This is a genomic window from Jeotgalicoccus meleagridis (genome assembly GCF_903994045.1).
In the GTDB taxonomy this organism is placed as follows: domain Bacteria; phylum Bacillota; class Bacilli; order Staphylococcales; family Salinicoccaceae; genus Jeotgalicoccus; species Jeotgalicoccus meleagridis.
Map to the genome: position 1 here is coordinate 429534 of NZ_CAJEWD010000003.1, position 20122 is coordinate 449655.

A 20122-nucleotide genomic window follows, 5' to 3' on the forward strand; every position below is an offset into this window, starting at 1 on the left:
TCTATCAATTTCAATTATACGCCTTGATTCACGCACTACCAATGAAAAGCATTAGGTAGATTTTATCCTAAATATAGATTAAGATATGTTATATATACGAATAATCGAAATATTAAAAATATAAAGGGGTTATTTAAGTGAAAGATAATATTTACGGTAACATTCCATGTTTTTTAGACGCTGAAAACTTAGTGCAAAAAGGAGAATATGACACTGATGTTATTTTTTACGGTGCACCTTTTGAAGGAGAGAGTACCTGGGGTGACTATACAGGAGTAGAGCTTGGACCTAAGCAAATAAGGGCGTCTTCTGCTCGCTATAGTGGTTACTTACCTGAACTAGATCATATTGATGTTAAAGAACATTTATCTTTCGGTGATGCAGGTGATGTCCCTTTTGTAGCGCATGATAATGATCAGTCTTATCAAAACATTGAGGATTTTGCTAATGAACTTTGGAAAACTGGTAAATTCCTTGTTGGTTTTGGAGGAGAACATGGTGTAACGTATCCAATTTTAAAAGCACTTGCGGATAGTGGAAAAACTGTCGGAATCATTCATTTAGATGCGCATTATGATAATATGCCGGACTATGAAGGAGAAAAGTATGCGAGAAACACACCGTTTATGAGATTGTACGAAACTGAGGGTGTGAGAAATGAGTCCATTATACATACCGGTATTCATGGACCACGAAATAAACCAGAAACTGGGAAGTATGCTAAAGAAAATGGTGCTGTAACGATTGGAATTAATGAAATTAAAGAGTCTAAGGATTTAAGAGCCTTAGCAAAAGAAATATATGCCCAAGCTGCTAAAGATGTAGATGTTGTGTACTTATCAATTTGTAGTGACGTTTTAGATTTTGCTTACAATCCAGGTGGGCCAGTTGATGGTAATGGTTTAACATCTTACGAATTGCTTACGCTTATTCATGAATTTGGAAAGCTTGGTTTAATTGGTATGGATTATGTAGAAGTGTATCCAATGATGGATGCTAACCAACAGTCCGCTCATTTTGTAAGCTATGCAGTGCTTTATGTTTTAGCTGGTCACATTAAACATTTAGGGAAGATCTAAATTGTCACGACAAAGGGGATGGTGAATATTAGTAAAGTCTTGAATGTGGTTAAAGCACTTGGTCCTGGAATGATTATTACAGCTTCATTTATTGGACCTGGGACAGTTACAGCCATGACGCGTGCTGGTGCGGGCTTTGGTTACAGTTTGTTATGGGCCGTATTATTTTCAGTAATTACGACTATTGTATTGCAAGAAATGATCATTAGATTAACACTTGTTACCAGAAGAGGTTTAGGGGAAGCAATTTATGATTTATTCAATCATAAAGTCGGTAAGTTTTTAACCGTCTGGATATCTATGATTGCAGTTGCGGTAGGCTGTGCTGCTTATATGAGTGGAGACCTATTAGGTACATCACTCGGTTTAGGACACTTACTTAACATACCTACAAATATTCTAGCACCAATAGTTGGAATTATTATCTTTATCATCGGTATTCAAGGAAGCTATAAGTTAATCGAAAAGATTATGATTGGACTCATGGTCATAATGGGTCTCACCTTCATCACGACTATGTTCTTAGTCCAACCAAACTGGGGAGAAGTATTTAAGGGAATGTTCGTTCCTACAATTCCAGATGGTTCAATTATTATGGTGATTGCCTTGATTGGAACTACAGTAGTACCTTATAACTTTTTCCTACATGCGACGACTGTTCAAGAACGTTTCAGCGGTATGAAAGACTTAAAGTTAGCCCGTTGGGATACTGTAATTTCAATCACTATAGGTGGAATCATTTCAGCCGCAATTCTAATATCTGCTGGTGCTCTAATTGTCGGTCAAGAAATTGATAGTGTGATTGCCTTAGCTGGTCCGCTTGTACCTGTACTAGGTGATACATGGGCACCGATATTCATCAGTGTAGGCTTATTCGCTGCAGGTTTTTCATCAGCTTTAGCGTCACCAATGGGTGCAGCAGCGACAGTCAGTTCCTTTTTTAAATGGGAAGGTGGCATGAAAAACACTAAATTTAAGATTATTTTTGGTACAGTCATACTAATTGGAGTCATTACTTCAGCAATTGGTTTTGAACCGTTAGAAGTTATTCTTTTAGCTCAAGCTCTAAACGGTATTATCTTGCCGTTAATCGCTATATTAATCTTTGTTATCATTAACAAAAAAGGATTGATGGGCCAATATAAAAATGGTCCATTAATGAACATCATTGCTTTTCTAATTGTTGTTGTTGTCTCATTTTTAGGTGTTTACAGTGTGGTTGATGCTGTTAGTGGATTTTTAGCATAATAAGAGATATGACAGTATGACTTAAAGCTGTCATATCTTTTATTTTTTTAGATATTTATCATTTATAAATAAGGAGCTTTCAAATGAAAATAGGATTAATTGGTGCAGGTGCGATTGGCCAATATTTATTGAAGTATATTAACGGTAAGCATCATGAAAAAATGGAAATTACGAGCGTGCTTGTACGAGATTTTGATAAGTATGCGAATTTACAGAAAGAATATAGAGTGAAGCTGTACACAGACATAGATGAATTTATCGATAGTGAGATAGATATTATTGTTGAAGCGGCTAATGTTAGTGTGGCAGTTGACCTACTTCCTAAGATAATCAAGCGTAAAGAAGTGATGTTAATCAGTGTGGGAGCATTAGCGAATCAAGAAACTTTAAAGTTAGTGGGGCAGTCAGATAATCGTACATTGCACTTACCATCTGGTGCGATTGGTGGTTTAGATTTAATCCAAAATGCCAAAGGGCTTGGAAATCTTGACTCTGTTTCACTAACGACTCGTAAACCAGCCCTGTCATTAATAGATGAACTGCCAGACAAGGAAATGATCGTTTTTGAAGGTCCAGCAAGTGAGGCGATTGATAAGTATCCTAAAAATATGAATGTGTCTATTGTGCTTTCTTTAGCGGGACTTGGTATGGAGCATACCAAGGTGACTTTGATTGCGGATCCTAATGTCGATAAAAATATTCATACGATTCATGCCACAGGTAATTTTGGAGAAATGGAGCTCACAGTTAAAAACGTTCCACTTTTAGAAAATCCAAAGACAAGTAGTTTGGCTGCTTTGAGTGTATTTTCTACTTTAGAACGGTTAGCAGAGAAAGTAAAAATTGGTTAAAAAAATTGACCTAGATTTTAAGTCTAGGTCACTTTCTTATTCTGAAACTTGTCTGTTTTTTCCTGCTTCTATTCCTGTATATACCATGGCAAATGAAACGATGATCATTAAAGTGAGTGGCAGCATCCAAGAGCCTGATATGTCTTGAAGCCCTCCGACTAAGACTGGTCCAAAAGCAGCGAGTAGGTAACCTATCGATTGTGCCATTCCTGATAACTCAGCAGCTTGGTAACCGTCTCTTGTTCTTAGAGTGTAGAAAATCATGGACAGTGAAAAAGCACTACCGTTACCAATACCCAGTAAAATCACCCACAGTATCGACAAGTCAGTGAAACCAAACAGTAAGCCTGCAATTCCGATCAAGATAGTGATACTGCTCAGGGCTGCGATAAGCACTTGATTTTTCATCTTATCTGCAATAACTGGAATGATAAAAGTAAATGGAATACTAGAAAGTTGGAAGATAAAGACACCCCAGCCCGCTAAGTGAATATCATAACCATTGGCAGTCAAAATGGTCGGTAACCATGTGATTAAAGTATAGAAAATTAAGGATTGTGCACCCATAAAGACAGTAATTTTCCAGGCTAGAGATGACTTAAAGAGCCCACCTAATTGCTGATTTTGTAGACGCACTTTTGATCTATCTCTGTTTTTTAATTGAACGAGCCAAACTAAGAGCGCCAAGATTGATAAAGTGACCCAGATTAGTAGAGCACCACGCCAAGTGAAATAATCTGATGTTGCAAGAGGTATACTCAAACCTGATCCAAGTGCACCAAAGACATTCATGACAATAGCGTAAATACCGGTCATGAGACCAATCTTTTGAGGAAAGTTCATCTTCACAATCCCAGGCATTAAAACATTACCGATAGCAATTGCTAAACCGACAAGTAAAGTACCTGTAAACAAGAGTCCAATACCACTTGCAGAACGGATAAACATCCCTAAAATCAACAGGACGAGTGATAAGGCAATCGTTGTTTCCATACCAAGACGATTAGCAATTTTAGGTGCAAAAGGCGACAGGAGAGCGAATGCTATTAGAGGTAAGGTTGTAATACTACCTGCTAGAGCATTGCTAATTCCAAAGTCATCTCTAATAAACGACACCAAAGCCCCAGCAGAAGTCAAAGGGGCACGCAAGTTTGATGCGACTAAGATAACACCTATAACTAAAAAAACCATTAAATTTTTATTATTCTGTTGTTCCAACTGCTTATTCAAAGTCAGTCCTCCTAAAATCTTAAATCAATTCTTTCTTGAGAATTAAATCAGTTTGTTCATCATCACCCATGAAAAAGGAATGTGCACCGACTTCTTTAAAGTTTTGTTTTTTATAAAAGGCAATGGCATTACTGTTATATTCCCAGACACCTAGCCAAATGTTCTTTTTGCCTAGACGCTGAGCCTCATCGTGAGCAAGCTTCAACAAAGCCTTGCCAAGGCCAAGTTTTTGAAAGTCATTAAGAATATAAATTCTTTCAACTTCTAGAGCATCGTCACCCATGGGCTCAGATTGAGCAGATAAAATATTTAACTTTAAAAAGCCAGCAAGTTCATCTTTATAAAAGATATAGAAAAATTGTGAGTGTGGATGCTCAAGTTCACTAATAAATTTTTCTTTTTGATAAGTTTTTTCAGAGTAGGCACTCATATTTTCTTCGGTATTTTGTTTCTCAAAAGTTTCATAGAATGTCTTTTTGCTGATGTCTAGTAGACTGTCTAAATCACCAATCGTGCACTTTCTAATATGTATTGTCATGTCATCACTCCTATAAGTGTGTATTTTGCCACTTATCCTCATTTAAAGTATACAATAACCGCTCGTAACCACCTTGGTTCTTTGCCTGATAAAACTCCACTCTTGAAGGAATAATCTTATATACCATTAAATCACGAGTCTTAGCATCAAGATAGTCTTCTACGTGGTCAAAGTTTGCTGTAGAATCAGCTATCCCTTGTATACGGATTTGTCTACCTTGTTCTCGCCAGTATATATTAATGGCTACATGTTGATTGTAAGCAATTTGGTCCACTTTTGCTTGTTCTTTATTTGTTTCTATGAAAAAACCTTGATCATCCATTGCTTTAATTATCATGACTCTAGAGTCGGTGATTCGTTCTTTATCATAAGTTGAAACAACCACACTCGTTGGTTCTTTCACTTCACTGTTAATTGCATCTTTAAACCACTCTTTAAAATGCAACAAAGGATTTTCATAGGAGCGCTTATCGAAGTCAGGAAACGGGCCAGTCATAATTTTAGATTCTTGTATCATATCGTTAATGTTCATCGTGACACCTCTATTTATATTATGGTTGGATTTTACCACATTAAGGTATATAGATATGTAGTGAAGTTTTTTAAGTATAAGGAGTGAAGGTATGAATAAGAAAAAAATTGCCATCATTGGTGGTGGAGTGGCAGGGACGTCTTTAGTGAAATTTTTCGTCAACGATGGACGTTTTAATGATGATTATCAAATCGATATGTACGATAGAAAAGAAACCTTAGGACGAGGGTATGCATATCAAGAAGATAATGAACATCTAGTAGTAAATTTACCAGCAGAACAAATGTCATTAAATGATGATCCATCAGATTACTTAAAATGGTTAGAGAATAACGGGTATAAAGTTGAAAGTTATACGAGTAGAAGTATTTTTGGTGAATACATTCATGATACTTTAATGAGCTGTATAAAAGAGCGCGACAATATACATTTAATAGAATCTGTTGTCGATGACCTAGTTTTTGATGAGGATAAAAAATCTTATACTGTATTTTTTAATGAACAAAAAAATTCTTACGATGCGGTATTTTTAACGAGTGGTGAAATGACTTACAGTGACCCTTATGATTTAAAAGGTGAGACAGGTTATATATACAATCCTTATCCTATAGAAGAAAATTTAAATACTGTTAAAGGTAAGATCGGTATCATAGGAAGTGGCTTATCTGCCATTGATTGCTTTAGATATTTGATTAAGCACAATCACTCTACAGTTACTGTCTTGTCTAGAAGTGGAGAGCTACCGTCAGTCAGGGGTACATATTATGAAATATCTTGTCAGTATTTAACCTTAGAGACTGCTTTTTCTTATCAAGAAAATGGTTTAATTCCCCTAGATGATATAGTGAAATTATTTGAAAAAGAACTAAAAGCTCAAGGAATCGATAAAAAACTAATGGATAGAAAAACGGATCGTCCTGAAATTGATTTAAAGTTTGATTTAGAGCATCTTGATGAAGTGGGTAAAATACAATATCTAATCAGTAGCTTAGAGGATACTTTTAAAATAATTTATAAATATCTTTCAAGAGAGGATAAGAAAAGATTTTTATCGGACTACCATCATCTAATACAAAGCAATCATTCTCCTATGCCCCCAGAAGCGGCTAAACAGATTCTGGATTGGATAGACGAAGGACATTTAATCTTTATAGATGATATGGCAAGCGCAGAGGTAAAAGATGACTTCATAGTCGGCTTTAAAGATAGAAGAGATGAGCATTTTGATATTTTAATCAATGCGACAGGCCCTGTATCTGATATTAGAAAGGATGATACAACACTCATAAAGAATCTGTACAACCGTATGTTGGTAGAGCCTGATGAGTTTGGTGGTGTTTTAATAGATAAAGATCATAGAGTGATTAGTCCGCGCTTTGGCACTCTAAATAATTTTTATACGATGGGGGCTTTAACTGTTGGTTCAGACTATTTAATTAAGGGAGTTAACATGCTCAGTCATGAAACTTATGATTTAGTTAATCATTTTTTAACTTATAACAATCAAGATATTTCTCATAAGAACTAGACAAGTGAAGAAATTAGGCGGAAAATATTATAGTCAATTAAATTATAAGGAAGTGCTATTGTTTTGTCTGAAGTATTTAAAGAAAGACTATGGACTAAGGATTTTATCAATACCTCAGTTGTTAACTTTGCCTTGATGATGTCTCAGTATCTTCTACTGGTGACCATAACGATGTATGCCATTGAAGAATATGGTGCATCGATTGGCTTAGCAGGATTAGTATCCAGTTCATTTATTATTGGTTCTTTAATCGGTCGGCTTTTTGGTGGTCGTTCAATTGCGAGTGTCGGCAGTAAAAGAATGCTCGTCATTTCTTCGGTTTTCGTTTTAATCGCCGCACTCACATATTTTATTCCAATGGGTGTTTATCCCTTAATCTTAGTGCGTATATTTCATGGTATTTCCATGGGCTTTGCCATGACAGCTACTGGTACCATTATTGCCCAGGTAATACCGCCAAGTCGTAATGGTGAAGGTATCGGCTACTTTAGTATGTCAGTTGTTTTAGCAACTGCTGTCGGTCCTTTAATTGGAGTATCACTCATTAATGCTTATGGTTTTACAAGCATCTTTGTCTTTTCTACTATAATGGCAGTGGTTGGTCTCATACTAGGGCTTACAGTAAGAGCACCTCAGATGAAACTTGCAAAACCTACAGGTGGAAATGCATTTAGTCTAGGGAATTTCTTTGAGAAAAAGGCAATACCAATTTCTATTATTATGTTCTTATTAGCTGTGGCATGTTCAGGCATATTATCATATATGACTGCCTATGCAGATAGCATTAATCTTACTCAAGCAGGTAGTTTGTATTTCACTGTTTACGGGATTACAGTACTCTGTTCTAGACCAATTACTGGGCCATTACTTGACCGTAAAGGTGCCAATATTGTAATGTATCCAGCAATTATTTCATTTGCCATTGGTCTTTTTGTAATTGGCCAAGCAAACATCACTTTGACTTTCCTCTTAGCAGCTGTCTTTATCGGTTTTGGTTACGGTAATGCTCAATCAATTACTCAAGCTTTAGCGATTAAAGTAACACCTCCAGAACGAGTAGGCTTAGCTAATACAACCTACTTCATCGCCTTAGACTTTGGTCTTGGTTTTGGACCATTTATTTTAGGTAGCATCGTTGGAATGTTTGGTTATAACGGTATGTACCTCATTCTTTCCGTATTTGTACTTCTAGTGATACCAATCTATTTCCTTTTACATGGTCGACGCGATAAAGAAATCAATCAGCTTTAATTCACTTTAAAAATTTCTTCTACTGTGTTTATACAGATATGCTCAGGGTATTGTATTGGAATTATCTGTTTAATAATGAGGAGGAGATTACTAATGTCTTTAGCTGAAATTATTGAAGAAATCCAAGGAAAAGAAGACGATACAGGCGTACTGACGATTTATTTAAATACAGATGCAAGTGAAGGTAACGTAAATAAAAGTGAATGGAAAATTCACTTAAAAAATGGTTTGAAAGAATTAAAAGAAGAAGCTAAAAATAGAGATGCAGAACAAGAAGTGAAAGCTCTTAAAAAATTACAGGATAAGGTAGAGAAAGAAATTACCTTACATCAACGTGAAATGCGTAAAGGCTTTATTTTAGTAGCCTCTGCAGATGGTGAACTCTGGCGTGCTAGAGTATTACAAGTGCCAGTCACTACAGCTTTCCACTGGGGAAAAAAGGCTGAGACTGAACAGATTGAAGCGCTTGAACAAAAATTCCCTGAAACTGCGATCATAGCCGTTCAATCTCATGATGCGACTTTCATTGAAACATCTTTAGGTATTATTAGAGATGTGAAGAAATATAGTTGGGACGTAGATAGTGAGAGTTGGTTGGATTATGAAGAGGCAGCCCAGCAGCAAACTAGAGGTGGCGGAAAAGATGAGTTCCAAAGACGGTTTGAAGAAAATCAACATCGCTGGTACAAATCTCTTGCTGAGGATTTATTGAAAGAAGTAAAATCTAGAAAACTTGAAGGTGTTTATTTGGTAGGATCTAAAGAAACAGTTCAAGAGATAGAGACACATATGGATTCTAATAAATTACTCGGAGTTGTTACTAAAAACTTAGGTTCCAATTCTGCTCATGATATTGCAAGTGAAGTATTTGAAACATTAGTCTAAAAAGGATTTTAATAAGGCTCTTTATTTCCGGTGAGATACTGGAGATAAAGAGCCTTATTTTTATATTGATTTTCCTAAATCATAGTACTCCTGATAAACCTCATCAGGCACCATATTACCACCCGTTGCCCAAGCGAGATGTACACCTTTTTCTTTAGTTTTAATAGGACCGACTATACCTACAAGCGCTGAAGGCTCGAGTTTTATACCTTCTGAATCATATATTTGAGTTAATAGTTTAAACATATTTTGATCACTAACTGTATATACACCCTTAACGGCATGCTCAAGTAGTTGACCTACAAAACCAGATGGTCGACCAACTGCAAGCCCATCTGCAGCCGTTTCATTATCTAAACCAAACTCTTGAACAGAAATACCGTCGTGATAACCTGTCATCATACCAAGTAACATACAAGGAGAGTGAGTAGGTTCTGCAAAGTAGCAGTTTACAGCATCCTTAAAAATTACTTTTAAACCAAAAGAAATCCCACCAGGTCCACCACCGACGCCACAAGGGAGATAGACATTTAATGGATTATCTAGACTGATATGGATATTTTCTTGTTGAAGTTGTGCTTTAAGTCGGATGGCAGCGACAGCATAACCTAGAAATAGTGTTTTGGAGTTTTCATCGTCGATAAAATAACTATTACTTTGTTTTTGACTATCTAGACGTCCTTGGTCAACGGCTTTAGAATAATCATCTTCGTGTTCAATGACTCTGACACCTTTGGAGCGTAGTAAATCCTTTTTCCAAAGTCTAGCATCTTGTGACATATGAATAACGACTTTAAAACCGAGTTTAGCAGCCATAATGCCAATGCTCAAACCTAGATTTCCGGTAGATCCACAGACAAGTTCGTATTTAGAGAATACGGACTTAAATTCATTGCTATCAAATTTTTTATAGTCATCTTCAACTGTGATCATGCCTTTTTCCAAAGCGATTTTCTCGGCAAAGGTCAAGACTTCATAAATACCACCACGAGCTTTAATAGAACCAGAAATAGCTAGTAGATTGTCTTGTTTTAAGAACATAGGACCATCGATAGGTGTGTTTAGAAGTTTAGGCATGTGCTCTAGTTTAGTTAAGGGAGACTCAATAATGCCTGCATGCTCAATGGTCTCTGGAAATACATGGGCGATATAGGGAGCGAAGCGTTTTAAACGGGCTTCAGCATCTAAGATGTCTCTTTCTGATAAAGAAGCGTGAGCTAAAGCCTCGTCAGTATTGACTAGTTGATTATTAAACCAAGTGGTTTCTTCATAATTAATTAAGTCTTTAATCTTAGGGAAGGATTGTATCCATTCTTCCATAGTCTTGTCTTGAATCATGAAATCTACTCCCATACAAAATGTCTTTCTTTAAAAATAACACAGATAATGATTAAAGTAGGCTATATGTAAAAAATCCCTAAAAGATTTTAGGGATTTTGATATCACTTATTCATTTAGTTTGTCCATATCGATAACTACTGTACCTGGGTCGTAATCAAGGTCTTTAAGTTCAGTCGTTTCCGCGCCTTCATAAGCCGGATTATCAATGAAGAGAACTGATTGATGATTTTTAAGAGCGAATCTATAGGCTTCTTCTTGCTCATGAGTTAAATTCATATTTTCAATTCTTCTATCCTCAGGACCACCAGCTGAGAAGTAACTAACGAACTTATCTCCAGCTGTTCCATCAATGGTTTTCGATTGTACATCTTCATTAAGTTCTAAGCTTTCAAAAGTATCATTAGAGTATACGGTTAATTGACTACGATCTACATTGTCAGTATCCTTTAATTCCTGAATTCTTTTTAGTAAATCTTCTTCGTTTACAAAAGTTTCTATTCTTGACATCAGAAATCCTCCTCCGAAAATCATTTACTATATATCTACCCTGTAGTGTCTACTTAAAACAAAAAATATCTGACAATTAAATCAGATATTTTTCGTTAAAGGTTTTATAAAGTTGATTTTCAAAGTAATGGCTACTTGCTTCTATATAAGCTTCAACCAATAGGTAAGCAAAGAATGAGTAATATGCAGCGCCGATAATTACCCAGTTATTTCCTGAGCTCAACCACATGAAAAAGCCGAGACCGATAATTAGAGCTAAGAAAGCAATGATGGAAATAAAACGATATAAATTATTCACTCTTCTTTGGTCTCTCACTGAATCTCCAATTTGATTCATAAACATTTTGTAACTTTCTTTTTCTTCAGAGTTCAACTCACGCTCTTTTTTATTAGTCAGAAACTGACTAACTTCAATATCACCACTAAAACGTTCTTCTTTAAACTTAAGGTTTACGTTAGGGTTATGCTTAAATAAATACTTGAAAAATTGATTAAATGGTATGTTCACTTTTATAGCCTCCTGAATATTTTAATTGTAATAAAGAGTAGACTTATTGTCTAGATTATGAAACAATATTGTTATTAAAAAAGCACATATAAGTAAGAAGTAACTACGTTACTTTTAGTTAACTTAACTATATGTACTCACTATAGCTTAAGGAGAGAACAAGATGGCAGACGAGTTTGAAAAAGAAAAATCCCTTTCCAGACGTAGCTTCTTAAAAATGTCAGGTGTAGCTACAGGATCACTTGTCGCTGGTACATATCTAGGATCTTTAATTCCGACAGATGAACCAAAGGAGTCAAAGGAATCTGAAGCACCTTCAGAAAATGAAGGGGGAGAACAAGCTTCAGCACAACCAACAGAGGATTATACGAGAGCTTATAAATACTTTATGAATGCTGATCACTTTAAGACAATTGAAGCTGCAGCAGAGAGAATCTTCCCAGAAGATGACCTTGGTCCAGGTGCTCTGGCTTTAGGTGTAGGTTGGTTTATTGATCATGAGTTAGCAAGTGGTTATGGAGATAATAAACGAGAATACATGAAGGGACCTTTTAAGGAAGGAACACCATATCAAGGGCCACAATATCCTTTATTACGTCGTGATTTATACGATGAGGGTATCCGTGTTATGAACGAAATTTCTCAAAAAGATCATGATGCTCTATTCCATGAACTCGAAGCGGAACAACAAGATGAAATTTTGACGAAATTAGAAAGTGACGAACTTGAACTTCGTGGCGCTAAAGCAAGTGACTTCTTTGAAGAATTAAGATTAGCAACACTATCAGGTGTGTATGCTGACCCACTTTATAGAGGTAATAAAGATATGCAGGGTTGGGAAATGAAGAAATTCCCTGGAGCTTATATGAGTTACATCAATGAAGTAGAACAAGATGGGGCAGTTGAGTTAGAACCTACTCCGTTATCGAGCCATGCAGAATCAAGCGAGTAATTTAATACAGGAGGAAACTTAATGGCAAAACGACTAGATAAAACAGATGTTGTCGTTGTAGGACTAGGCTGGGCTGGTAGCATTGTTGCTGCAGAGCTCTCAAAAATAGGACACAACGTTGTTGGATTAGAACGTGGTAAAGAAAAGAAAACAGAAGACTATTTGACTGCCCATGATGAATATAGATATGTGATTGGCCATGAAATGATGCAAGATTTATCGAGAGAAACTCTTACATATCGTAATAGTACTGATGAAGAAGCACTACCTATGAGAAGATACGGTGCCTTTTTAATCGGTACAGATGTCGGCGGTGGTGGTGTTCACTGGAACGGAGATACGTGGAGATACCATCCTTATGATTTTGAGATAAAATCCCAAACTGATGAAAAATATGGAGCAGATAAGATATCTGATGAATATACTATCCAAGACTGGGGCATTACTTACGAAGAACTTGTGCCATATTTCTCAAAATATGAAAAGAACTCAGGTGTGAGTGGGGAACAAAATCCTTTAGGTCCTGAACGTGAAGAAAGCTATCCAACGCCGCCTTTAAAAGAAACACCAGTCTTAACAGAATACAAAGAAGCTTGTGAAAGATTAGGTTACCATCCTTTCATGGTGCCTGCTTCAACAATTTCACAACAGTATGTGAATCCGGATGGTCAAACTATTAATGCATGTCAATATTGTGGTTTTTGTGAAAAATTTGGTTGTGAGTGGGGAGCTAAGGCGTCTCCAATTGTAACGACGATTCCAACTGCTAAAGAGACAGGTAATTTTGAGTTAAGAACAGGGGCAAACGTTGTAGAAATCGTCAAAGAAGACGGTAAGGTCACAGGTGTTTTATATGTTGACTTACTCACTCAAGAAGAAGTGATGCAGCCTGCAGATGTTGTAGTGGTAACAAGTCATACGACAAACAACACAAAACTGTTATTACATTCTAAACTTGGTACACCGTATGATCCTGAAAGTCGTGAAGGTAGCGTAGGCAAAAACTATTGCCTTCATATCACACCTTCTGCTACTGGTTTCTTCGATAAAGAATACAATACAGTGACAGGTGCCGGTGCGCTTGGTATTGTTATAGATGATTTTAACAATGATAACTTTGACCATACTGATTTAGACTTTATCCATGGTGCGAGTATTGCGCTTAAGCAAACAGGTAAAAGACCGATTGAGCAAAACACTGTTCCACCAGGTGTCAAAAACTGGGGAGCAGAGTTTAAAAAAGAATCAATTAAAGCATTTACTCAGTCTTTAACTTCACATGCTCAAATGATTACTTTACCTCATAGATATAACTATTTATCTTTAGACCCGACTTATAAAGATGATTATGGTAGACCACTTTTACGTGTGACATATGACCTTACAGAACATGATAGAGCTGCACACGAATTCATAGGTGGGAAAATTGAAGGAATAATGGAAGAAATGGGAGCAACACAAGTTGTTAGATCCGAACTTCCAGATCACTTTGATATTTATCCAGCACATAATGACCACATTGTAGGTGGTACAATTATGGGAGCAGATCCTGAAACTAGTGTTGTAAATAATTACTTACAAATGTGGGACGAAGACAACGTCTTTGTTATTGGTGGTTCTAACTTCCCTCATAACGGAGGTTACAATCCTACAGGAACAGTGGGTGCTTTAGCTTACCGCGCTGCTGAAGGTATCGATATGTATTTAGAAGATAATAGACAACTTGCTTCAGCTGGAGAAGTCGCTGGAGCTAATTAAAGAAAAACTCGCGAGAAATTCGCGAGTTTTTTTATGCTTTTGGTCCATTTGGTCTCTCTTTGTAAAGTCTCACCCAATCATCGACTGTCATCTTTTCTGCTAGTTCGCCTAGTAATGTATAGGGAATTTTTTAGGATTAGTAAATCGAATACAACTTTTCCCCATGTTTAATTTTGTCGTCATATGATTTTTATATTCATTTGTAAACCACTCATACAAATTAGAGTCTCTATACATGCTCATATGATAAACTGCTAAATGTCTTTTCTGAGCAGCGATTCCAATGAAAGGTAATGGTGCACCGTCAACATGATACCCTTCTTCGAAGGTAGATAAAGGTACATCAAAACCCGGCATACCGTGTGAAACATTAACTTCAAAACCAGGAGGTAAATGCTGTTCTATGGTTTCCCATGTCTTTAAAAATGCTTCTTTCCATTTCTCATCTAGCTGATCCACATACTCATCAAAGGTCATAATAGGCGCTCCTTTTTCTTATGATTTATTCAATCATACCCTTTTTATTTATTTAATACGCTTAATTCTATTTTCTGGATGGATTGAGCGTGGAATATCGTTATAATGGACATAAGTACGAAGCTTAGGAGGACAATCGTGAAGAATATTATAACTTTAAAAAACATAATTTGGCGGCGCGATGGTTCAGAAGTACTTTCGGATATTAATTGGCAAGTAAACGAAGGTGAGCAATGGGCGATTTTAGGATTGAATGGTGCAGGTAAAACTTCTCTGTTAGACATTATTATGGGTTATAATTATCCAACTCAAGGTGAGGCTACTGTTAATGGGACAGAATTTGGCAAGATGAGTTTACCTGAGATGCGAAAGCGAATTGGTTATGTTAGCTCAAGTCTTGATAAGTTTAATCAAACTCTAAATAGGGAAACTGCTTTAAGCATCATCCTCAGCGGCAAATTTTCTTCTTTTGGTATTTATCAAGAAGTAGATGAAGCTTCTAGACATGATGCTGAGAAAATTCTTCATCAATTAGGACTTACATACTTAAAAGATCGAACATATGATAGTTTTTCACAAGGAGAAAAAAGACGTATTTTAATTGGACGTGCTTTGATGGGACAACCAGACTTACTAATTTTAGATGAACCTTGTAGTGGTTTGGATGTTAGGGCAAGAGAAGATGTGTTGAACATTGTTAGACAGATTCCAAACGATAACAGACATTTAATTTATGTAACACATCATATTGAAGAATTAATTCCGACTATTAGTCATGTCTTGTTGATTAAGGATGGAAGAATTTTATCGGCTGGTAAAAAAGAAGATGTTCTAACCGATAAAAACTTATCTGAAACATACAAGACAAATGTCGAAATTATTTTTAATAATAATCGACCGAGCTTAGTTATCAAAGACCTGGAGGATAAGGATGAAAAAAATATATAAGATACTTATTCTATTTAGCATAATGCTGCTACTTCCTAGACCAACCTATGCAGTCGAAGGCGAAGGTGAAACTAACCAAGGCTATTATGATGCTAATGGAGTATGGGTTGAAGAGGGACAAAATAACGATACATATACAAATGAAGAAGATACTAGTAATTGGGATAATGGTAATCAGTCTAGTGGTTACTATGATTCAAATGGTGTCTGGATTGAAGAAAATCAAGAAGCTACAAATTCTAATAACAATACTGATAACTGGAACAACAATAATACTGATGAATATAATAACAATGGTTATTATGACTCAAACGGGGTCTGGGTTCCTGGAAACGCAGAATCTAATAACTATAATGAACCGTACACAGAAACAGAACCTTACACTGAGCCATACGAAGAAGAGGAAACATATTATGAGGAACCAGAAGTATATTATGAAGAACCCGAGCCTTATATAGAAGAAACAGAACCGATAGTAGAAGAAAGTGAGCCAGTAGTCGAAGAAGAACCTGTCGAAGAGAAAGATGAAGATGGCGTTTCGATCAAAGCGCTTGAAGGTGAAGGTCATACGATTAGTGGTTTTGTTACTAGTGACTCAAAACCAGTAAGTGATGTAGCCGTTACTTTATCTGATGGACAAGAGAGTTTAGAGATGGTGACGAATGAAGAAGGAGAATTTTTCTTCGAAGACATATCTGAAGGAACGTATACTTTAAATATTAAAGAATCAGATGATTATGAAGTTGTGACTGATGAAGTAGAAGTTGAAGTGGGGAATAGAGATAAGCTCGGTTACAAGTTAGAAATAAGTGAGCCTAGTCCTCCAAGTGAAGAAACATCCGAGGAAAACGAGGAGCCTGAAGAAGAAACAAGTGATAGTGCAGAGACAAAAAATAAATCGGAAACTACAGCGGATGAGGGTATGACGAGTGTAGAACTCATTTTAATTTCTGCAGGGGTAATCCTTTTGTTAGCAACAATCATCATCTTATTATTTAGGAAATTTAGTAACAGATAAAACTTCTTGCAAGCTAATCTGTAATTTGATATTATATAACTTATCGTGCTAAGCGGGGAGGTAGCGGTGCCCTGTACTTGCAATCCGCTCTAGCAAGGCTGAACTCCATCTTTGAGGGTTTGAAGTGTGAGGACTGCCTCGAAATTCTCGGTGTTGAGATCGCGGTCCTATGCAATAGAACGTCATGAATCATGTCAGGTCCGGAAGGAAGCAGCATTAAGTGGCCCATTCTATGTGCCGTAGGGTTGCCGTGGTTGAGCTGAGTTTTCGAGTAACGCTTGTGCATTAGATTCGATTAGATGGTGCACGATATTTTTGACTTCAATTATGAAGTCTTTTTTTATGCTCAAAATCAAGTAAACATAAAATGTCCTATGGTATAATTAGGCTTAGAAATCATAAAAAGTAGAGGTGCCATATTCATGGAGTACCAGGCGTTATACAGAGCTTTTCGGCCTCAAAGCTTTTCCGATGTTGTGGGGCAACAGCATGTAACTAAAACTTTGCAGAATGCAATTCAACGTGGTAAAGAATCTCACGCTTATTTATTTAGCGGTCCGAGAGGTACAGGGAAAACTAGTATCGCTAAAGTATTTGCCAAGGCACTGAATTGTCCTAACGTACATGACGGTGAACCATGTAATGAATGCGAACTCTGTGTGTCAATTACGGATGGTAGTGCCAATGATGTCATAGAAATTGATGCGGCGAGTAATAATGGTGTTGATGAAATTCGCAACATCAGAGACAAGGTGAAATATGCACCAGCTGAAGCGAAATACAAAGTATATATTATAGATGAAGTTCATATGTTAACGACTGGTGCTTTTAACGCACTCTTAAAAACTCTAGAAGAACCGCCAAGTCATGCAGTTTTTATCTTAGCAACAACAGAACCTCATAAGATTCCTGCAACTATTATTTCTAGAACTCAGCGCTTTGACTTTAAGTCCTTAGACTTACAAGAAATCACAGATAGACTTAAACTCGTTGCCGATAAAGAAGGCATGCAATACGATGAAAAGGCATTAAAATATATTGCGCGTATTGCCGAGGGTGGTATGCGAGATGCTCTATCTATTATGGACCAGGTAATTGCCTTTAGTAATGATGAGATTACTATGGAAGATGCAGTCATGATTACCGGAGGTATAGAAAGAGAAGAACTCAACGCGTGGTTAAAACTAATAGAAGAAAAGAATACAGAAGCGGCTTTTAAAAAGTATCAAGAATTTATAGATGAAGGTAAAGACTCAACTAGATTGATTCATGAGTTAGTTTATTTCATTAGAGATGTTATCTTAATGAAGCATTCAGGAGAAGATTCAGAAGGCACAGCTTTTTTACATACAGCGAATGAGTTGCTGTATGAAATGATAGATGTGTTAAACGATGCCATGGTCAGTATGAGGTTTTCTATCAATGCGAGTGTGCATTTAGAGATTGTCATCGTTAAGTTAATCAGAATACTAGAAAAAGAACAGCCGTCAGGTAATGTTATTGCTGAATCATCACAAGAAATTGATGAACTCAAAGAACAGATTAAAGCATTAGAAGAAAAAGTGAGTCAGGGTGTTCCTGTCAAAGCTAAAGCGAAGCGACCTGTAGGTCGAAACAAGCAGGTTTTTTCAGTTGAAAAGATTGAAAGAGTCTTAAGTAAAGCGAATAAGGAAGACTTGGTAAAACTAAAAGATGCTTGGCCTGGAGTTTATAAATATATAGAAGATAAAGGATTCCAGTCATTAAGAGCTTTAATAAAAGATTCTGTTCCAGTTGCAGCTAGTGATACACATGTATTGATTAAGTTTGATAATGATCTGCATTCAGAATTAATTAATCAAAATGCTGAAAAGAAAGAGGAACTAGAAAACCTTATTCCAGAAATTATCGGGAAGAAAGTCCAGGTTGTGGGTGTCCCTGATTCAAGCTGGAAACAAGTGAGACAAAACTTTATTGATCAGCACCGAGAACAGCTGCAAGCTAAAGAGGAAAAAGAGAAGTCTTCAGAAGTTGCAAAAGAATTATTTGGAGATATCGTTGAAGTCAATGATTGATACTTTGTAAAAAAGACATAATCGTTTATAATATGTAAGAGAAAATATGTATCGGAGGATGAAAACATGCGCGGTGGTATGAATAACATGCAAGGCATGATGAAACAGATGCAGAAAATGCAGAAGAAAATGGAAGAAGAACAAGAGAAATTAAAAGAAGAAACAGTTGAAGGAACTGCTGGTGGCGGTATGGTCACTGTCGTAGTATCTGGACATAAAGAAGTTTTAGATGTCGTTATTAAAGAAGAGGTTGTAGATCCAGATGACATCGATATGCTACAAGACCTCATCGTTGCTGCTACTAATGAAGCAATGAATAAGGCAGACGCTTTAACAAGTGAGCGCTTAGGTAAGCATACAAAAGGGCTTAATATCCCAGGGATGATGTAAATGCATTATCCTGAACCGATATCTAAGCTAATTGATAGCTTCATGAAATTGCCGGGTATTGGGCCAAAGACAGCCCAACGTCTGGCATTTTATGTTCTTAATATGAAGGAAGACGACGTTGTAGACTTTTCTAAGAGTTTAATGGAGGTCAAGAGAGAGCTGACTTTCTGTAGTGTTTGTGGTCATATTACAGATATCGATCCTTGCTATATTTGTTCAGATAAAAATAGAGACCGTTCAACTATCTGTGTAGTTCAAGACACAAAAGATGTCATCGCTATGGAAAAAATGCGTGAATACAAGGGACTATATCATGTTCTGCATGGAGCAATCAGTCCGATGGATGGTATTGGACCTGAAGATATTAACATACCTCCATTACTAGAGCGATTAAAAGATGAAGAAGTTAAAGAATTGATTCTAGCAACCAATCCAAATATCGAGGGTGAGTCTACAGCGATGTATTTAACAAGGCTGATTAAACCAATTGGTATTAAGACGACAAGGCTCGCACACGGACTTCCTATTGGTGGAGATTTAGAATACGCAGATGAGGTTACCTTATCTAAAGCAATCGAATATAGAACGGAATTATAAGAGCCGAAAGGCTCTTATAATTTTTTTAAAAAGAATTTTAAATAAAGTCTTGCATTCATTTTAATTGTCCTGTATAGTTATATCTTGTTGAGCGACAAACACACACTAAACAAAACACAACAAAGCATTTAACAAAAATAAACAAATTAATGCTTGCATCCAAATCGCCAACATGTTATGATAGTTAAGCAGTCAACGAGAGATACACAAACATAACAAAACTTTACAAAAAGAACATTGAAAACTGAATGACAATATGTCAACGTTTAATTCCGATAAAAACAGACTTCTTTAAGGAGTTACTTGAGGCGCACAAGACAAACGCAAAACAGTGATATTGAATTATCACACGAGAGCTTAGACAAGTTTTCCAATCATGGAGAGTTTGATCCTGGCTCAGGATGAACGCTGGCGGCGTGCCTAATACATG

Annotated in this window: 20 protein-coding genes and 1 other RNA gene; 14 read left to right on the top strand and 7 right to left on the bottom strand. The window is 36.5% G+C overall.

Features of this window, described 5'->3' with window-relative positions:
* The first annotated feature begins 137 nt into the window (after positions 1–137).
* The 3 genes from JEOSCH030_RS02300 to JEOSCH030_RS02310 all read left to right on the top strand — a co-directional run bounded on the left by JEOSCH030_RS02300 (position 138) and on the right by JEOSCH030_RS02310 (position 3178).
* A complete protein-coding gene (locus JEOSCH030_RS02300; protein WP_185125000.1) occupies positions 138–1079 on the top strand; it encodes an agmatinase family protein in 942 nt (313 codons plus the stop codon).
* A 69-nt stretch (positions 1080–1148) separates the two neighbouring features.
* Complete coding sequence (locus JEOSCH030_RS02305; RefSeq protein WP_235962197.1) at positions 1149–2327, top strand: Nramp family divalent metal transporter; 1179 nt, start codon at positions 1149–1151, stop codon at positions 2325–2327.
* Between the two features lie 83 nt (positions 2328–2410).
* Positions 2411–3178: an aspartate dehydrogenase gene (locus JEOSCH030_RS02310; protein ID WP_185125002.1), complete on the top strand. Its 768-nt coding sequence runs from the start codon at positions 2411–2413 to the stop codon at positions 3176–3178.
* A gap of 36 nt (positions 3179–3214) precedes the next feature.
* On the opposite strand, the gene JEOSCH030_RS02315 is transcribed toward JEOSCH030_RS02310, so the two are convergent.
* Genes JEOSCH030_RS02315 through JEOSCH030_RS02325 form a run of 3 tightly spaced genes read right to left on the bottom strand, consistent with a single transcriptional unit; the run spans position 3215 to position 5478 of the window.
* Complete coding sequence (locus JEOSCH030_RS02315; RefSeq protein ID WP_235962194.1) at positions 3215–4408, bottom strand: CynX/NimT family MFS transporter; 1194 nt, start codon at positions 4406–4408, stop codon at positions 3215–3217.
* 19 nt (positions 4409–4427) lie between these two features.
* On the bottom strand, positions 4428–4946 hold the full coding sequence (locus JEOSCH030_RS02320; RefSeq protein ID WP_185125003.1) for a GNAT family N-acetyltransferase: 519 nt from the start codon (positions 4944–4946) through the stop codon (positions 4428–4430).
* A gap of 10 nt (positions 4947–4956) precedes the next feature.
* The gene (locus JEOSCH030_RS02325; protein WP_185125004.1) at positions 4957–5478 is read right to left on the bottom strand and encodes a pyridoxamine 5'-phosphate oxidase family protein; all 522 of its coding nucleotides are present in this window, start codon (positions 5476–5478) and stop codon (positions 4957–4959) included.
* Between the two features lie 91 nt (positions 5479–5569).
* Here JEOSCH030_RS02325 and JEOSCH030_RS02330 point away from each other — a divergent pair, with 91 nt between their 5' ends.
* The 3 genes from JEOSCH030_RS02330 to JEOSCH030_RS02340 all read left to right on the top strand — a co-directional run bounded on the left by JEOSCH030_RS02330 (position 5570) and on the right by JEOSCH030_RS02340 (position 9142).
* Positions 5570–7006, top strand: coding sequence for an FAD/NAD(P)-binding protein (locus tag JEOSCH030_RS02330; protein ID WP_185125005.1), 1437 nt, complete (start codon positions 5570–5572; stop codon positions 7004–7006).
* A 63-nt stretch (positions 7007–7069) separates the two neighbouring features.
* On the top strand, positions 7070–8257 hold the full coding sequence (locus JEOSCH030_RS02335) for an MFS transporter (protein ID WP_235962195.1): 1188 nt from the start codon (positions 7070–7072) through the stop codon (positions 8255–8257).
* A gap of 93 nt (positions 8258–8350) precedes the next feature.
* A complete protein-coding gene (locus JEOSCH030_RS02340) occupies positions 8351–9142 on the top strand; it encodes a VLRF1 family aeRF1-type release factor (protein ID WP_185125006.1) in 792 nt (263 codons plus the stop codon).
* Positions 9143–9202: 60 nt separating this feature from the next.
* Here the strand turns inward: JEOSCH030_RS02340 and JEOSCH030_RS02345 are convergent, their stop codons facing one another.
* The 3 genes from JEOSCH030_RS02345 to JEOSCH030_RS02355 all read right to left on the bottom strand — a co-directional run bounded on the left by JEOSCH030_RS02345 (position 9203) and on the right by JEOSCH030_RS02355 (position 11498).
* Complete coding sequence (locus JEOSCH030_RS02345; RefSeq protein WP_185125007.1) at positions 9203–10480, bottom strand: D-serine ammonia-lyase; 1278 nt, start codon at positions 10478–10480, stop codon at positions 9203–9205.
* 108 nt (positions 10481–10588) lie between these two features.
* Positions 10589–10990, bottom strand: a complete 402-nt coding sequence (locus tag JEOSCH030_RS02350) for a general stress protein (RefSeq protein ID WP_185125008.1) — start codon at positions 10988–10990, stop codon at positions 10589–10591.
* Between the two features lie 76 nt (positions 10991–11066).
* Complete coding sequence (locus JEOSCH030_RS02355; protein WP_185125009.1) at positions 11067–11498, bottom strand: hypothetical protein; 432 nt, start codon at positions 11496–11498, stop codon at positions 11067–11069.
* A 163-nt stretch (positions 11499–11661) separates the two neighbouring features.
* On the opposite strand from JEOSCH030_RS02355, the gene JEOSCH030_RS02360 reads away from it, so the two are divergent.
* Positions 11662–12450, top strand: a complete 789-nt coding sequence (locus JEOSCH030_RS02360) for a gluconate 2-dehydrogenase subunit 3 family protein (protein WP_185125010.1) — start codon at positions 11662–11664, stop codon at positions 12448–12450.
* Positions 12451–12471: 21 nt separating this feature from the next.
* Positions 12472–14208: a GMC family oxidoreductase gene (locus JEOSCH030_RS02365; RefSeq protein WP_185125011.1), complete on the top strand. Its 1737-nt coding sequence runs from the start codon at positions 12472–12474 to the stop codon at positions 14206–14208.
* Positions 14209–14316: 108 nt separating this feature from the next.
* Here the strand turns inward: JEOSCH030_RS02365 and JEOSCH030_RS02370 are convergent, their stop codons facing one another.
* Positions 14317–14685, bottom strand: a complete 369-nt coding sequence (locus JEOSCH030_RS02370; RefSeq protein ID WP_328794773.1) for a DUF1801 domain-containing protein — start codon at positions 14683–14685, stop codon at positions 14317–14319.
* A 138-nt stretch (positions 14686–14823) separates the two neighbouring features.
* Between JEOSCH030_RS02370 and JEOSCH030_RS02375 the strand changes: the two genes are divergently transcribed.
* The 6 genes from JEOSCH030_RS02375 (at position 14824) to recR (ending at position 19692) form a co-directional block, all read left to right on the top strand.
* Entirely contained in the window at positions 14824–15633 is an 810-nt protein-coding gene (locus JEOSCH030_RS02375; protein WP_185125012.1) for an ABC transporter ATP-binding protein, read from the top strand.
* Positions 15617–16651, top strand: a complete 1035-nt coding sequence (locus tag JEOSCH030_RS02380) for a carboxypeptidase-like regulatory domain-containing protein (RefSeq protein ID WP_185125013.1) — start codon at positions 15617–15619, stop codon at positions 16649–16651. The genes JEOSCH030_RS02375 and JEOSCH030_RS02380 overlap by 17 nt, the downstream gene beginning before the upstream one ends.
* A gap of 43 nt (positions 16652–16694) precedes the next feature.
* An RNA gene (ffs, locus tag JEOSCH030_RS02385) (signal recognition particle sRNA large type) lies at positions 16695–16961 on the top strand.
* 112 nt (positions 16962–17073) lie between these two features.
* On the top strand, positions 17074–18705 hold the full coding sequence (dnaX, locus tag JEOSCH030_RS02390) for a DNA polymerase III subunit gamma/tau (protein WP_185125014.1): 1632 nt from the start codon (positions 17074–17076) through the stop codon (positions 18703–18705).
* A 66-nt stretch (positions 18706–18771) separates the two neighbouring features.
* Complete coding sequence (locus JEOSCH030_RS02395; protein ID WP_185125015.1) at positions 18772–19095, top strand: YbaB/EbfC family nucleoid-associated protein; 324 nt, start codon at positions 18772–18774, stop codon at positions 19093–19095.
* Entirely contained in the window at positions 19096–19692 is a 597-nt protein-coding gene (gene recR, locus JEOSCH030_RS02400; protein ID WP_185125016.1) for a recombination mediator RecR, read from the top strand.
* Positions 19693–20122 lie beyond the last annotated feature (430 nt).